Below are 14,377 nucleotides of genomic sequence, written 5' to 3'. Positions count from 1 at the left end.
GGGGTCTAGGTGCGCCGTGTTGTCTGCGCTTTGGCGTCAGGCTGGCGTCTTGAAGTGTTTTGACAGTTTCAGCCCTTGGCCTTGGTAGTTTGATTTGATGTCCACGCCATAGAGTTGGGTTGGGATTTCGGACATGTGTTCATAGACCAGACGGCCGACGGTTTGGCCGTGCTCCAGCACAAACGGGGCCTCGTGGCAGCGGACTTCAAGCACGCCGCGCGAGCCGGAGCCACCTGCGGAGGAATAGCCGAAACCGGGGTCAAAGAAGCCAGCGTAATGGACGCGGAACTCCCCGACCATCGCCAGATACGGCGCCATTTCAGCGGCACAATTTGGTGGAATAACAATGCTTTGCTGGCTGACTAGGATGTAGAACGCGCCGGGGTCGAGGATGATGCGGGCCTCGGTGGTGCGCACTTCTTCCCAAAAGTCTGACGGGTCGTAGTGGTCTAATTTGTCCAGATCAATCACGCCCGTATGGGGCTTGGCGCGGTAGCCGACCAGATCGCCGTTTTCAGGTTTTAGATCGACCGAGAAGCCCAAGCCGTCGGAGATCACAGCCTCGCCGGAGACGATGGGAGAGGCGGCGTGCAGGGCGCGCAACTCGGTGTCATCCATTACGGTTTTGCCCAGGCGGAAGATGATCTGGTTCAACATTTGCCCGGTCCGCGCCACGACCGAGAACGAGCGCGGGCAGATTTCGGCAAAGAGCGGCCCGACATAGCCCGCTGGCACGCGGTCAAACTCGACGCCGTAGTCGGTGATCACACGGGTCAGCAGGTCAAGCCGCCCGATGGAGGATTTAGCGGAGGCGGCGGCGGACATGTCGTCGGGCAGAGCGAGGTGCTCGAGCAGGGGCACCACGTAGACGCAGCCTTTCTCCAGCACGGCGCCCTTGGTCAGGTCGATCCGGTGCATGGTGAAATCTTTGAGGCGGCGCTCGACAGGGTGGTCGCGGCCAGTCAGGAACGAGGCGCGGACGCGGTAGGCGTGGGTGCCAAGGCGCAAGTCAAGCGAGGCGGGTTGGATCTGGCCGGGCGTTATGGGCTCCTCGGCGGTGATCGCGCCGGTGTCGAGGAGTGCCTGCATTTGGTGATCGGCGAGCACGCCGGGAGTGAAATCTGCCATCATCTGTCCCTTAGATACACGAAACGCCCGGCGCGAAAGCACACGGGCGTTTTGTTATTGGTCGGGCTAGCAGGACTCGAACCTGCGACCTTCCGTCCCCCAGACGGACGCGCTACCAGGCTGCGCCATAGCCCGACTAATGGCGTCATGTCATAGCCCAATTCCAAGCGGTGGCAAGGGGGCTGGCCATAATTATGCGGCGAATTTTGCAGAGCAGGGGCAATCACGGGGACGGGGGCGATCTACGGGGTGGGCAGATCACGCGCAAGCCTGTCGCGCAGGGTCTGAAGTCGGGCTACGGGGGCTGCTAATGCGGTCGCGGAGTGCAACCTGATGTCATCCGCGCCCCGCAGCTTGCGCTTGAGGGCCTGCGCGGCCTTTTGGGCCTCGGACAGTTGGAAGCCTTCGGCGGATGGCTCCACAGTTTCGGCGATTTCTGCGGCGGGTGCGGGTGCGGGTTCTGGTGCGGGAGGCGTCGGTGGAGGTGTCGGCGTGGCGGTGGGCGGCAAGGTTTTTTCGCGGTTCGGATCAAGCTGAACTGGTGCGCTTGGGGGGAGCGTGGTTTCAGGTTCAGCTGGGGGTGCTTGCGCTTCCGGTTCTGCCTCGGGTTCAGGTTTTTCCTCAAGTTCGGGGGCAGGCGGCACGGTTTTCTCGGGGGTGGTGTCGGTCGTGTCGGCCTGTAGATCCGGGCTTGGCGCTGGTGCGCTTTGTTCTTCGATGGGCGCTTTGGCTTCTATAGCGTCCAGATTCAATGCGGGCTTCGGTTGAGCTTCTGGCTCTGGATCGGCGGTGGCTTCTTCGCGGGCTTCCGGTTCCGACTCTGGGGCGGGGTCTGCGCGCGGGGCCAGTTCTACAACATTGTCGCCCCCGATTTGCGGCTCTTCCTCAGCAACCTCAATAAACGGGGCTTCTGGAACCTCTTCTGGCTCAGGCTCAGGGGTTGGTTCTGGCTCAGATGCAGCCGCCTGTTCTTCTGGCTCGGCCTCGGGGGCCGGCTCAGGTTCGGCCACCTGTTCTTCTTCTGCGGGCTCGGGTGGCTCGGGTGCGGTGGTGTCGACGTCCAGTGGCGCGCGCTCTGGTGCCTCTGGTGTCTCGGGGGCAGTGTCTTCTTCGGCGTCGGCATCCCATGCCGCGAGGGTTTCGGGGTCGTCGTCTTCCAACTCGTCCGTCTCGGGCGGCATCACGTCTTCCATCGTTTCGGCGAGATCTGCCACGGCATCTTTTTGACGTATCGTGCGCGGGCTGGCCGCATCATCCACTGCGTCAAGTGAGGGAGACATAGCACTGACGGCCTTGATGCCATCCTCTTTGAGCATTTTCTGGACGCCGCGAATGGTCATCCCATCTTCATGCAACAGCTTCTTGATGCCACCGATCAACTCCATGTCATCGGGGCGGTAGTAGCGCCGCCCTCCGGCCCGTTTAACGGGTTTGATCTGAGTGAACTTGCTTTCCCAAAAGCGCAGCACATGTGCGGGCACATCCAGCCAATCGGCCACCTCGGAAATAGTGCGGAACGCATCGCGCGCTTTGGTCGCCATAGATCAGGCCTCCCTCATTGGTCGGGTTAGGACTTGTTGCCGGTGGCCACGCGATCTTTCATCAGATGTGATGGGCGGAAGGTCAGCACCCGGCGGGGGTGGATTGGGACTTCTTCCCCGGTTTTGGGGTTGCGCCCAACGCGGGCAGACTTCTCACGCACGGAAAATGTGCCGAAAGATGAGATTTTTACTTGCTGGCCTTCGACCAACGCGTCGGACATGTGTTTGAGCACACTTTCGACTAATTCGGCGCTCTCGTTACGCGATAGGCCGACCTCTCGGAACACAGCTTCGCTTAGGTCCATACGGGTCAATGTTTTGGCAGTCATGTCGTCCCCCTAAAAAATCTTTTGACGACGATAGGCTTGGGGGAATTTACGAGTCAATATCAAGGGCTTGGATTGCGCGCTTTATGCGCAGTTTGATTGGTTTTTCACCCCTCAGAGGCGTAAAACTATCGAACCCCAAGCCAATCCGCCGCCAATTGCCTCCATTACCAACAACTGACCGGGGGAAAACTTACCTTGAGAGTTGGCCACCGACAGTGCCAAAGGAATCGATGCGGCGGAGGTGTTGCCGTGATCTTGGACCGTCACAATGACCTGATCCATCGACACTTTCATCTTTGTAGCGGTTGCTTTGATGATGCGCAGGTTCGCCTGATGCGGCACCACCCAATCCACATCTGCCGAACTGAGACCGGCCTTTTCCAGAGCCGCATCAGCGGTTTTGGCGAGTTTTTCGACGGCATGGCGGAAGACTTCCTTGCCCTGCATCACCAACACGCCAGAGGTCTGGGTCGTCGAGACGCCACCGTTCACATACAGCAGATCGCGATAGCTGCCGTCAGAGTTCAGATCGGTGGCCAGAATGCCCGCGTCATCGGCTGATCCAGTGCCGGTTTGGGCCTCTAGAACCACCGCGCCAGCACCATCGCCAAACAAGACGCAGGTGGTGCGATCTTCCCAGTTCATGATGCGAGAAAAGGTCTCTGCGCCGATGACCAAAACGCGTTTAGCCTGACCGGATTTGATCATTGCATCGGCGTTCGACATGGCAAAAACGAAGCCAGCGCACACGGCCTGAACATCGAACGCAAAGCCCGATGTCATTCCAAGATTGCCCTGCACTATGGTGGCAACGGAGGGAAATGTGGTGTCCGGTGTCGAGGTGGCCACGACGATGGCGTCAATGTCGGCGGCGTCCATGCCAGCATCAGCCAGCGCGGCGCGGGCGGCGTCTGTTGCCAGATCAGAGGTGGTTTGGCCGTCGGCAGCAAAGTGGCGCCGCTCGATCCCGGAGCGCGATTTGATCCAAGCGTCGGTTGTATCTACGAAAGTTTCCATCTCGGAATTTTCAACAACGCGGTCTGGCAGGGCGTGGCCCATGCCACGCAGGACGGATCGAATCATGGTCATGTTTTAGGTTTGCCCTTCGCGTCACCCGGCGTCTTTTTGACCGGGCCTTCAACTTGGCCTGCATCGTTTGCGGATGCAACCCGCGCGGCCAGCTTCTCGGAGAAGCCCGATTGTGCCAATTGCACGGCCAGTTTGATTGCGGCGGATACCCCGGTGGCATCGGCAGAGCCGTGGGATTTTACCACCGTGCCGTTCAGCCCCAAAAACACCCCGCCGTTGACTTGGCGCGGGTCAATGCGCTTTTTGAGGCGCTGCAAGGTGGGGTAGGAGAACAGCGCGGCAATGCGTGACAGGGGCGAGAATTTGAACGCCGCGCGCAGGCTCTCGGAGATAAAATTGGCGGTGCCTTCCGCGGTTTTGAGCGCCACATTGCCGGTAAACCCGTCGGTGACGATCACATCCACCTTATCAGAGGGGATGTCGCCGCCCTCGACAAAGCCAACATAGTCGAAATCATTGGCCTCGGCGGCGGCCTCGATCATCTCATGGGCGACTTTTAGTTCGGCGCGGCCTTTGTGGTCTTCGGTGCCGACATTGAGCAGGCCAATGCGCGGGCGGGCGATGTCAAAGCCGTTGCGTGCATAGCTGAGACCCATCAGGGCGTATTGCAGCAAATCGTCTTGGTCGGCGCGGATATCAGCCCCCACATCGAGCATCACGTTAAAGCCCGAGGGGTTGCGCGACGGCCACAGGCAGGCAATGGCGGGGCGGTTCACGCCGGGCACTTTACGCAGCCGGATCATCGAGACCGCCATTAGCGCGCCCGTATTGCCGCAGCTAACGCAAACCGTGGCATCGCCTGCGCGCACGGCCTCGATGGCGGACCACATGGAGGTCGATTTGCCGTGGCGCATAACGTGAGAGGGCTTGGCGTCCATCGTCACCACATCGTCGGTATGGCGTATTTCGCAGCGGTCCGCGATGCGGCGCTTGGCGATATGCGCTTCCAGCTCCGGCTTGTCGCCGTGCACGATGAAATGAATGTTGGGGTTTTTGGCGGCGGATTTGGCCATGCCTGCCACAATCGCGGCAGGCCCCAAATCGCCACCCATGGCGTCAATGGAGATAACTGTTTTAGATGAATCCACTGAAACGCCTGTCTGTTTGTCGCTATATAGAGTGCGACGCAGCCTAGGCTTAAGCGGCGTCTTCGTCTAGGTCGACTTCGGTTGCCAAAACAACCACTTCGCGGTCAGCGTAGTGGCCGCATGATGGGCATACGTGGTGTGGACGCTTCAACTCGCCGCAGTTTGTGCACTCGTTTGGGTTGTCAGCCACCAGCGCGTCATGGGCACGACGATTGTTGCGACGGGACTTGGATACTTTATTCTGCTGGACGGCCATGTCTCAACCTTTGGTGTTAAGGGGCCGCTTTGGGGCCCGTGTGTATAATTCTAACGTCTGGTGACGGTGTTCCGTGGGCGTCTAAACCTTTGGGCGCGGTCCGTCCAGAGTGATAATCTCAAGAAGCGCGAAAATACGCATTCCGTTACGTTTGGCAAGGGGATTCGCGCCTTACGTGGGCGCGCCTAGTTTTTGTCGGGGGTTTCCAGCTTGGCCTTGAGGGCCGCGAGACCCGCAAATGGCTTCACATCTTCGTCAGTGAGCGGGGTGGTTCCGGGTTGGGCAAAGTTGGCCTGCTCTAGCGTTGCACCGTCAGCGCGCGGGAAGGGCGGGACCACCAAGGCCAGCGTTTGGGCTGCAATCTCGGCCAGATCAAGCGTGGCAGGCAGTGGCTCGGAGACGTCATCGCCGTCCATCTCGGTCTCGGATTCGTCAGCGAACCGCCAGCCCGAGATGTATTGCCGCGCCACGGGTTCTTCAATTCGGGTGGTCACGGGGACAAGGCTCACGACGCAGGGCTGCACCACTGTTGCGCCAAGGCGCGCGTCCAGCCGCCAGTCGGAGTTGCCAACAGGTTGCAAGGTGCCCTCGAGGCGCATTTTGCGCAGCGCGGTAATCCCCATCTCTTGCGCTAAGGCTGCCATTGCAGCGGCATTGGGGATATAGAGGATCGGTGTGGATTTACGGGTTGGCATCTCTGCCAGCCTCAACACGGTTGGCTGGTTCGCCATGGGGGAGCTATCTTTCTTGATCACGTGGGCGTCCTTCTGTAAGCCCTTCTGTAAGCCTTTGGGGGCGAGTAGAGCAAGACACGAACAAAAAACGGGGGTCGCTCATGCGGCACGTAAAAAATAAACGGGCATCGCGACTGATTACATTGGCCGCAGCAGCCGCATTGCTGGTTGTGGCTGGTTGCGCGGAAATTATTCGCAATCACGGCTATGTGCCGCTGGAAGAGGACTTGCAGTCCCTTACCGTGGGCGTGGACACGCGCGGCTCGGTTGAGGATCTGATCGGCAAGCCGTCAGCCTCGGGGGTGTTGCGCGGCGGGGATTGGTTCTTCGTGGGCAGCAAGGTGCGTCATTTCGCTTACAAGAAGCCGACAGAGGTTGACCGCCAAGTGGTGGCCCTGCGCTTTGGTGAGGATGATGTGTTGCAAAATGTGGAGCGGTTCGGGCTGGAAGAGGGCCGGGTTGTCACACTGTCACGCCGTGTGACCGAGACAACCGTGCGCGATGCGACCTTTATCCGCCAAATTATCCGCAACTTTGGCCGGATCGACCTAGGCGAGGCTTTGGGCGGCTAAGTACCCCTCAATCTTTACGGTTTTGTTACGAGAGCTTGCGAACTTTACGGTTTTGTTACGAGAGCTTGCGAAACAGCCCTTGTGATACTTAGGTAATGCTAAGGAGGTCGCCCGCTATTGTGGCGCGCGGCCATGCGGGAGGAGCCGAGATGCTACTGCTGAGCAAAGGTCGCTACACCGCCCGCTTTGCGGTGGGGGTGGAAGATGTGGAGGCGGCACAACGCCTACGCTACCTTGCGTTTCGCGACCCGGGTGAGGGTTTGGACGCCGACGTCTTTGATGATCTCTGCGAGCATGTTTTGGTAGAAGAGGTGCAATCAGGCACCTTGGTGTGCTGCTTTCGGCTGATGCCCCTTGATAGTGGGCGTGCGATTGAACAGAGCTATTCCGCCCAGCATTACGGGCTGGCGCAGCTGGCTGAATTTGAAGGCGCGATGGCCGAGGTGGGTCGGTTTTGCATTCACCCAAATCACCATGACCCCGACATTCTGCGCATCGCATGGGGCGCGTTGACTGCCTATGTTGACGAGGCTGGCGTGGAGATGTTGTTTGGGTGCTCGTCGTTCAAAGGCACTTCGGTGGAGGCGCATCTGGATGCGTTCTCGTTGCTTAAAGACCGCCATTTGGCCCCTAAGCGCTGGCTGCCGCGGGTTAAAGCGGCGCGAATTTTTCCGTTTGCGCGCAAGTTGCGGTTGCGTAGGCCAGACCTGAAAGCTGCCATGAAAGGCATGCCGCCGCTGCTGCGGACTTATTTGATGATGGGCGGCTGGGTCAGTGATCATGCGGTTGTGGACGGGGATTTGAACACATTGCACGTGTTTACCGGGCTAGAGATCGGCGCGATTCCACCAGCGCGAAAGCGTCTACTTCGGGCTGTTATAGGCTAAACGCAGCGCCGCCCGTATTTATAAGAACAAAGAAGCCATGTTGACGCCCCCGAGCGGAGGTCTTAGCGGAGGGGCATGGCACGTACACCCCTTCTCCAGCTTTCCGACATCTCGCTGACTTTCGGCGGAGATCCAATTTTCTCAGACCTTGGTCTTGTGGTTCAGCAAGGCGACCGTGTCGCGCTTGTGGGGCGCAACGGATCGGGGAAATCAACCTTGATGAAGGTGATGGGTGGCTTGATTGAGCCCGACACCGGCGCGCGTTTCTTGGGGCCGGGGGTGACCACGGGCTACATGCAGCAAGAACCTGACCTGAGCGGTTTTGCCACGTTGGGCGATTTTGCTTTGAGCGAGATGGAGCCGAGCGAAGAATATAAGCTGCTGAGCGCTGCCGAGGGGTTGAAGTTGAACCTTGAGGCGGAGGTAGGTGCTGCATCGGGTGGCGAGCGTCGTCGCGCGGCCTTGGCTAAACTGTTGGCCGAAGCGCCGGAGTTGATGCTGCTGGACGAGCCGACCAACCATTTGGATATTGAGGCGATTGCCTGGCTTGAGGCACATCTTGGCTCGACCCGCGCCGCCTATATTTTGATCTCGCACGATAGGGCATTTTTGCGCGCCTTGACCCGAGCCACGTTGTGGATTGATCGGGGCCAAGTCAGCCGTCAAGAGCAAGGTTTTGACCGCTTTGAGGAATGGCGCGACAAGGCGTGGGAAGAAGAAGATCAGCAACGCCACAAGCTAAACCGCAAGATCAAGGCCGAGGCCCGTTGGGCCGTTGAAGGTATCTCGGCGCGGCGCAAGCGCAACCAAGGCCGGGTGCGCGCCTTGCAAGATTTGCGGGCCGAAAAAGCAGGCCAGATCAAGCGGCAAGGGGCTGCGGCCATGGCGCTGGATGCGGGTAGTAAGTCCGGCAAGCAGGTGTTTGTGATGGAGGAGGTCTCCAAGGCGTTTGGGGACCAAATTATCGTCAAAGATTTCTCGCTGAAGGTGAACCGGGGCGACCGGATCGCCTTGGTGGGACCGAATGGCGCAGGCAAAACCACGCTGCTAAAGCTGATGACCGGCGAGGTTGCGCCCGATAGCGGTACGGTGAAAATCGGCACCAATCTGAACATGGCGGTGTTTGACCAAAACCGTGATGCGCTGAACCCTGATGACACGCTTTGGGCGGCGTTAACTGAAGACCCAAGTACCCGTGTGCGTGGCCAAGGCGACCACATCATGGTGCGCGGCACGCCTAAACATGTGGTGGGCTACCTCAAGGAATTCCTGTTCGATGAGGCACAGGCGCGCGCGCCTATCCGGTCCCTGTCTGGCGGCGAGAAAGCGCGACTTTTGCTGGCGCGGATCATGGCGCGCGAGAGCAACTTGTTGATCCTCGATGAGCCGACGAATGATTTGGACATCGAGACGCTGGATCTGCTGCAAGAGTTGATCGGGGATTACAGCGGCACGGTTATTTTGGTCAGCCACGACCGTGATTTCCTTGACCGTGTGGCCTCGACCACCATCGCGCTGAAGGACGGCAAAGCGACGGCCTATGCGGGCGGTTGGTCGGACTATAAGGCGCAAGCGGCCGAGGGCGGAGCGGAGGCGGTTCTGTCAGATAAGCCGGTGCAATCGCGTCGCGCCAAGGGGCGTGCCGAGGCTGAGGCAAGCAAAGGTGAAGCAGGATTGTCATTCACGCAGAAACACCGCTTGGAGGCCTTGCCCGCTGAGATGGCACGCTTGGAGACGGAGATTGCAAAACTGGTGGAGTTCATGTCTGATCCGAACTTGTTCACCGATCACCCGGCCAAGTTCCAAAAGGCCATGGATGCCTTGGTGGAACGGCAGGCTGTCCTCGATGCTGCCGAAGAAGAGTGGATGATATTGGAAGAAAAGGCGGGCTAAGCCATGACGACCGTAACGCTGGACGAGATTGAAGCCTTGAGTGTCGGGGCATTGGTCCGGCATGGGGCGGCTGAGTGGGTTGCCCGAGAAGTCGCGCGCTCTGTGCGGCGTGCCGAGGAGACCGGAAACGTCATTTGCGGGCTTTATTATCTGGAAAGTTACTGCGTGCAACTGACTTCGGGGCGGGTGCAGGGGCGGGTCGAGCCAGAGATTACGCGCCCCCGGCCCGGATCGGTGAAAGCGGATGCGAAGTTTGGTTTTGCGCAAGCCGCTTTTACACGCGCGTTGCCCGAGGCGGTGGCAGCAGCGAAGGCGAACGGCACGGCGTCACTGGCGGTCGCGCACTCGCATACCTGCACGTCGCTGGGGTTTTTCACCGAACAAATCGCGGCGCAGGGTTTGGTCGCGATTGGCTTCACCAATGCGTCACCTGTTGTGGCCCCTCCGGGGGGCAATAAGGCCGTGATCGGCACCAACCCCATTGCTATGACAGTGCCGGGGCCAGACGCGCCCGCGATGCACTTTGACTTTTCAACATCTGCCGTGGCCTTGGGGAAAATCACCATGGCAAAAGCTGCCGGCGAGCGTATCCCGCTTGGCTGGGCGGTCGATGCTGATGGCGAGTCGACAACGGACCCTACAGCGGCGCTGGGTGGCGCATTGGTTTCGGCGGGTGGCTATAAGGGCTGGGGGTTTGGCCTGATGGGCGAAGTGATGGCTGCGGCGATGACTGGCTCTGTTAACTCGCTTGATGTGGGCGGGTTGAAGCTGGCCGATGGGCCGCCGCATGGGCTTGGGCAGTTCTATATGTTGATGGATCCGGGGGTTTATACGGATGCTTTTGATGCCCGGGTGGTGCGGGTGGCAGATGCGGTGGCACAGCAACCGGGTGCACGTATTCCGGGGGCGTCTCGGGTCGAAGTCTTGGCCGTTGAGGTCGCGGATGATTTGTGGCGGAGCCTGCAAGGTCTGACTTAGAGACGAAGAGTATCTACGATGATTCGAGGTGGCTGCATTTGCAGCGTAGCCAGAGGGAATTGCTGACAGATGTTGCACGGGGTTTGTGCCGTCGTGGTGAGACCTGATTTAGTTTTAGAGCGCCCCGTTCCGAGTGGCGAGAGCCGGGCCAGAAGCGTGCAGGCGGCCGCCTAGATACATAATAGGCGGCTACTTTGGTGCCCCAGCTTTATCGAAATATTCAGCTTCGTCAGGCCCTAAATACCAATCGTCAAATCTGGACACCTTCTCAAGCACGCGATGATAGCCATTTTTTGTCAGCAATGCATGCAGCCCCTCGCGTTGAGGCGCATAATTATGTTCGACTGTAAGCACACGGAATTGGTGTTTTGAAAAATCGAAGGCCTGCAATATGTCCAACTCAGACCCTTCGGTGTCGACGGACATGAAGTCGATAATACTAGGGGCTTTATGGTTGATCAAAAGGTCGTTTAGCGAGATTGTTTTAACTTGATAATTGTCTCCGCGGGCTTTGCGGCGTGCGTTTGTGAATTGGGAAATCGCAGAGTTTTCACCGCGAGGAGCCTGAGTGAATTCCAATGTCTCGCCGGTTGTCCGCCAGACGCAGTCGTTTTCGATGCTACAGCTTCGGTTGGCTTGCAAATCAGTGTGCCACATGTGCGCGGGTTCGGCTAAAATCCCAGACCAGCTATAGTCCTGTTCAAGCATCCAGGTATTGGATAATTCCAACCCGTCGGTGGCCCCGAATTCAACGAAAAAACCACCTCGTTTGAAGTTTGTCATTGCGAGCGCAAACAGATCTTGGCGCAACTGTGCCGGCGATTTATCTAGCGCATCAAGGCAGGCATGCGTGTGCTCGCGGGGCATTGATTGAATGAAGGCGAGGTCAAAAAGCCATTTTCCCGAGCCTTGAGATCATTTAATCGGGTTTTTTTCGTGATGCCAAGATTGGTGGCATTCATGAGGCGGGTGAAGAAGGTTTTCGTCGGTGTTCCCTGACGTTTTCTTTTTGCTTCCTGATCTCATGGAAGAATGCAAACCTAGCTACAAATTTCTAAAATTTCAACACCATCCCATGGCAGCACCATTTTGGTTTGGCTGAGTTGTGGCGTCATGTCTTCGAGTTTGAAATGTGCGCTAAGCAGGCGTTCCAGCCGTGCGGTGCGCGGGGCTTTGGGGGCGAGGGCGGCGCAGCAGACGTATTCGGCGGCGATGGCACCTTGTTGCTCGTAGCCGAAGTCGAGGAATTGTGCCTGATTGGCGAGGTCGAATAGGTAGGGGTCCGGGCTGGATTGATGTTCATGTGCGGCTTTTAGGGGGTGATAATTGGTGATGTCGCGGTTTTGCCATTGCCAGATGTGAACCAGCTCGTGGGCGAGGAACATGGCGGCCAGCAACAAGGCCGCATCGGGGTAGGCGGGCATGTAATCGCGTGCGTTGAAGTCCGGGTTCACGTTGATTGTATTGAATATAACCGTGGCGGCGGGGGTGCCTGTTGTTGTGGGCCCCTGTGGTGGGGGCAGCAGTTTTCGGGCGCAGGTGGTGCGCGGGGCGACGGGGTAGGTGGTGCTGTAGAGCTTGAGGATGGGCGCGGGGCGCAGGCGGATTTTGGAGGTGTCGAGATCGGGGCCATGGAACTGTGCGGCGAAGCGGGATTCCGCATCGGAGAGCGGGCGCCCGCAGGCGCTAAGGGTCAGGAATACAAGGAGAATGGCAATTCGCATGAGGGTAGAGTGGCGCGTCTTTGGGTTGGGGGCAAGGGGTTGATCTGGCTCAAGATAGTTTTCGGGAAAGGTGTTAAAATTTTCCTGAACTACTGTGAGGAACAAATGAAAATTGTCTATTTACTGATGCTTGCCGGGATTGCGGGATGCGCGGAGGTTGAGGTTCCGACGGGGGCTGCATTATTTGCCGATAATTGTACGGCCTGCCACGGGGCGGATGCGACGGGGAGCGGTTGGGTTGGGGCTGGATTGCAGCGCAAGCCCGCAGATTTGACGCTGCTAAGCAACCGGAATGGTGGGGTTTTCCCGATGCAGATGGTGCTGAGCACGATTGACGGGTTCCATCGGAACCCACGGTTCGAGACGGCGATGCCGGAGTTTGGCAGCTTCTTTTCGGGGCCGATGGACCAGATTGAACTGGACGGGGTAATGACGCCCGTGCCGGAGCCGCTGTTGCTGGTGGCGGAGTACCTGCGCAGCTTGCAAAAATAGGCGCGGCGGTACGTGGGGTACAGCACGTACAGGGTTTTGCGCATTTTGTACGGTAGCGTGCGATTTGGATGCGCCGCGCGAGGGGGCGCGGGGTGGTTTACGTGAGCTTAACGTATGTTGGGTAAGGGGGGATCATGCCCAACTACCACCGAGCCTGTGTAACCGGCGCGCGTTACTTCTTTAGCGTCAATCTGGCTGATCGCCGTGGGCGATTGTTGGTGGAGCACATTGACCTGCTGCGAGATGCGGTAAGGCAGACGCGCAGAGAGCGGCCGTTTGAGGTGGATGCAATGGTGGTTTTGCCGAACCATCTGCATGCCGTCTGGACTTTGCCTGTGGGGGACGCGGATTTTTCAACACGCTGGGGTGCGATCAAAGCGCGGTTTACGCGGGAGATCGGTAGGGTGGGTTTTCAACCCACCGCAAGTGTAGATGACAGAATGGTTCAAGGAACGGTGGGGTGGAACCCCACCCTACGGTCAAAGTCAAAAGTCATGCGACAAGAAGGGAAAGTGTGGCAGCGGCGGTTTTGGGAGCATTGCATTCGCGATGAGGCCGATTACCGCGCGCATGTGGAGTATTGTTGGTTGAACCCCGTAAAGCACGGGTATGTAGAGCGGGCGGTTGATTGGCCGCATTCGTCGATCCATCGCGATATCCGGTTGGGGCGTGTCGGGCCGGAATGGTCGGAGCGCGTGATGACGGTGTAGGGCGGGGTTTAGCCCGCCGGTGTGGTGTGTCGTTTAGAGCGTGGCGGGGTGAACCCCGCCCTACGGGTTTTGGAGAGGGCATGCTTGGACCTCGGGGCAGGGTGCGAAGGCCCTCCCCATGGAGGAGGATGAAGGTCGTCTTGCAACCTGTCCAGTGGATCGGTTGCAAGATCAGAACGGATGGAGCTCCGGTCGGGCGCTGCCCGGCGTGCCGCCGGGCGAGAGTTTTGTTTGGTAGTGCAAATGAAAATGCACTCTACGCTTGCTACTTGGGGCCTTCTATTCTCTTTTGTTCTTCCGGTTTTTCGAGCTCGAGATAGCCCTCAACTTTTCGCTGTGTGACAGTTCGGGCCATTTGGATAGCCTTTGCAATTGGTTCGGCGTCTTCGCCGACCGTTTTCACCAAAGATGACATATCAGCTGCAGCCGCTAAAAATGTTTTAAACACTGATAATGGTTTATAAAGCTCATCTTCAATTTGGCCAATTCGGTAAAGTATCCAACGTTTTTGTTTACCCGTCAGGAACTGCGCAACATTAACTTTCCCCCGCGCATCACTCATGAGCACTCGAATTTCTCCTTTGTCGGCGTCAGATAGCTCAGCAGAATCAAAGGCGGCGACATCTTCCGGATCAACAAAATGATCGTCAATTTTGGACGCATGCAAAGCGTCAATCACCGAAAGTAAATCTGAATGTATCTTGCTGAGTGACCTGTCCGGTTCCGGCTCTAGATTACCCATTGCAATCGAGCGAATATTTGGATCAGGGACCCTTTGTGCAACCTTTAATGTTGCAGCAAGACGAGTAGTAATTTGGTCGGCTTTGTGTCGTTGTGTGGCTCGGTAAGCTCTCAGTGTATTGTTTGATGCGGGAATTTCCTTGATTAGGGCCTCCAATAGAACTTCTAAGGCATCAGTAGGATCTCTTGGCAGTGTAGAATATTCAATAATCAAC

16 protein-coding genes and 1 tRNA gene are annotated in these 14,377 nt (G+C 58.1%); 6 read left to right on the top strand and 11 right to left on the bottom strand.

Features of this window, described 5'->3' with window-relative positions; all coding sequences use genetic code 11:
* Nucleotides 1-36: 36 nt before the first annotated feature.
* The 8 genes from AC3Y7R_RS05755 to AC3Y7R_RS05720 all read right to left on the bottom strand — a co-directional run bounded on the left by AC3Y7R_RS05755 (nucleotide 37) and on the right by AC3Y7R_RS05720 (nucleotide 6,162).
* The gene (locus AC3Y7R_RS05755; RefSeq protein WP_490041069.1) at nucleotides 37-1,128 is read right to left on the bottom strand and encodes a 2'-deoxycytidine 5'-triphosphate deaminase; all 1,092 of its coding nucleotides are present in this window, start codon (nucleotides 1,126-1,128) and stop codon (nucleotides 37-39) included.
* Between the two features lie 58 nt (nucleotides 1,129-1,186).
* Nucleotides 1,187-1,263 (bottom strand) — tRNA-Pro (locus AC3Y7R_RS05750).
* A 107-nt stretch (nucleotides 1,264-1,370) separates the two neighbouring features.
* Nucleotides 1,371-2,669: a MerR family transcriptional regulator gene (locus tag AC3Y7R_RS05745; protein WP_490041068.1), complete on the bottom strand. Its 1,299-nt coding sequence runs from the start codon at nucleotides 2,667-2,669 to the stop codon at nucleotides 1,371-1,373.
* A gap of 26 nt (nucleotides 2,670-2,695) precedes the next feature.
* Nucleotides 2,696-2,998, bottom strand: a complete 303-nt coding sequence (gene ihfA, locus AC3Y7R_RS05740; protein ID WP_490041067.1) for an integration host factor subunit alpha — start codon at nucleotides 2,996-2,998, stop codon at nucleotides 2,696-2,698.
* Between the two features lie 111 nt (nucleotides 2,999-3,109).
* Nucleotides 3,110-4,081, bottom strand: a complete 972-nt coding sequence (locus AC3Y7R_RS05735) for a beta-ketoacyl-ACP synthase III (protein ID WP_490041407.1) — start codon at nucleotides 4,079-4,081, stop codon at nucleotides 3,110-3,112.
* Nucleotides 4,082-4,083: 2 nt separating this feature from the next.
* Nucleotides 4,084-5,175, bottom strand: a complete 1,092-nt coding sequence (gene plsX / locus AC3Y7R_RS05730) for a phosphate acyltransferase PlsX (protein ID WP_490041066.1) — start codon at nucleotides 5,173-5,175, stop codon at nucleotides 4,084-4,086.
* 49 nt (nucleotides 5,176-5,224) lie between these two features.
* Complete coding sequence (gene rpmF, locus AC3Y7R_RS05725; RefSeq protein WP_490041065.1) at nucleotides 5,225-5,431, bottom strand: 50S ribosomal protein L32; 207 nt, start codon at nucleotides 5,429-5,431, stop codon at nucleotides 5,225-5,227.
* 185 nt (nucleotides 5,432-5,616) lie between these two features.
* Nucleotides 5,617-6,162 carry a YceD family protein gene (locus AC3Y7R_RS05720; protein WP_490041064.1) on the bottom strand — a complete coding sequence of 182 codons (546 nt, stop codon included), beginning with the start codon at nucleotides 6,160-6,162 and terminating at the stop codon, nucleotides 5,617-5,619.
* 104 nt (nucleotides 6,163-6,266) lie between these two features.
* Here AC3Y7R_RS05720 and AC3Y7R_RS05715 point away from each other — a divergent pair, with 104 nt between their 5' ends.
* From AC3Y7R_RS05715 to AC3Y7R_RS05700, 4 genes are all read left to right on the top strand, one after another.
* Nucleotides 6,267-6,737 carry an outer membrane protein assembly factor BamE gene (locus AC3Y7R_RS05715; protein WP_490041063.1) on the top strand — a complete coding sequence of 157 codons (471 nt, stop codon included), beginning with the start codon at nucleotides 6,267-6,269 and terminating at the stop codon, nucleotides 6,735-6,737.
* Nucleotides 6,738-6,886: 149 nt separating this feature from the next.
* Nucleotides 6,887-7,624: a GNAT family N-acetyltransferase gene (locus tag AC3Y7R_RS05710; RefSeq protein WP_490041062.1), complete on the top strand. Its 738-nt coding sequence runs from the start codon at nucleotides 6,887-6,889 to the stop codon at nucleotides 7,622-7,624.
* A gap of 75 nt (nucleotides 7,625-7,699) precedes the next feature.
* The gene (locus AC3Y7R_RS05705) at nucleotides 7,700-9,517 is read left to right on the top strand and encodes an ABC-F family ATP-binding cassette domain-containing protein (protein ID WP_490041061.1); all 1,818 of its coding nucleotides are present in this window, start codon (nucleotides 7,700-7,702) and stop codon (nucleotides 9,515-9,517) included.
* 3 nt (nucleotides 9,518-9,520) lie between these two features.
* A complete protein-coding gene (locus AC3Y7R_RS05700; protein WP_490041060.1) occupies nucleotides 9,521-10,495 on the top strand; it encodes an Ldh family oxidoreductase in 975 nt (324 codons plus the stop codon).
* A 189-nt stretch (nucleotides 10,496-10,684) separates the two neighbouring features.
* Here the strand turns inward: AC3Y7R_RS05700 and AC3Y7R_RS05695 are convergent, their stop codons facing one another.
* Together AC3Y7R_RS05695 and AC3Y7R_RS05690 are read right to left on the bottom strand one after the other, a co-directional pair.
* A complete protein-coding gene (locus tag AC3Y7R_RS05695; RefSeq protein ID WP_490041059.1) occupies nucleotides 10,685-11,362 on the bottom strand; it encodes an FkbM family methyltransferase in 678 nt (225 codons plus the stop codon).
* A 173-nt stretch (nucleotides 11,363-11,535) separates the two neighbouring features.
* Nucleotides 11,536-12,219 (bottom strand): hypothetical protein, encoded by a 684-nt coding sequence (locus AC3Y7R_RS05690; protein WP_490041058.1) that lies wholly within the window; start codon nucleotides 12,217-12,219, stop codon nucleotides 11,536-11,538.
* Nucleotides 12,220-12,324: 105 nt separating this feature from the next.
* Here AC3Y7R_RS05690 and AC3Y7R_RS05685 point away from each other — a divergent pair, with 105 nt between their 5' ends.
* Together AC3Y7R_RS05685 and AC3Y7R_RS05680 are read left to right on the top strand one after the other, a co-directional pair.
* On the top strand, nucleotides 12,325-12,711 hold the full coding sequence (locus AC3Y7R_RS05685; RefSeq protein WP_490041057.1) for a c-type cytochrome: 387 nt from the start codon (nucleotides 12,325-12,327) through the stop codon (nucleotides 12,709-12,711).
* Between the two features lie 134 nt (nucleotides 12,712-12,845).
* The gene (locus AC3Y7R_RS05680) at nucleotides 12,846-13,421 is read left to right on the top strand and encodes an REP-associated tyrosine transposase (protein ID WP_490041056.1); all 576 of its coding nucleotides are present in this window, start codon (nucleotides 12,846-12,848) and stop codon (nucleotides 13,419-13,421) included.
* 265 nt (nucleotides 13,422-13,686) lie between these two features.
* Here AC3Y7R_RS05680 and AC3Y7R_RS05675 read toward each other — a convergent pair whose 3' ends face one another.
* Nucleotides 13,687-14,376 (bottom strand): hypothetical protein, encoded by a 690-nt coding sequence (locus AC3Y7R_RS05675; RefSeq protein ID WP_490041055.1) that lies wholly within the window; start codon nucleotides 14,374-14,376, stop codon nucleotides 13,687-13,689.
* Nucleotide 14,377 lies beyond the last annotated feature (1 nt).

This window comes from Litoreibacter sp. (assembly GCF_058136045.1).
This window is presented reverse-complemented; position numbering and strand designations above follow the sequence as displayed.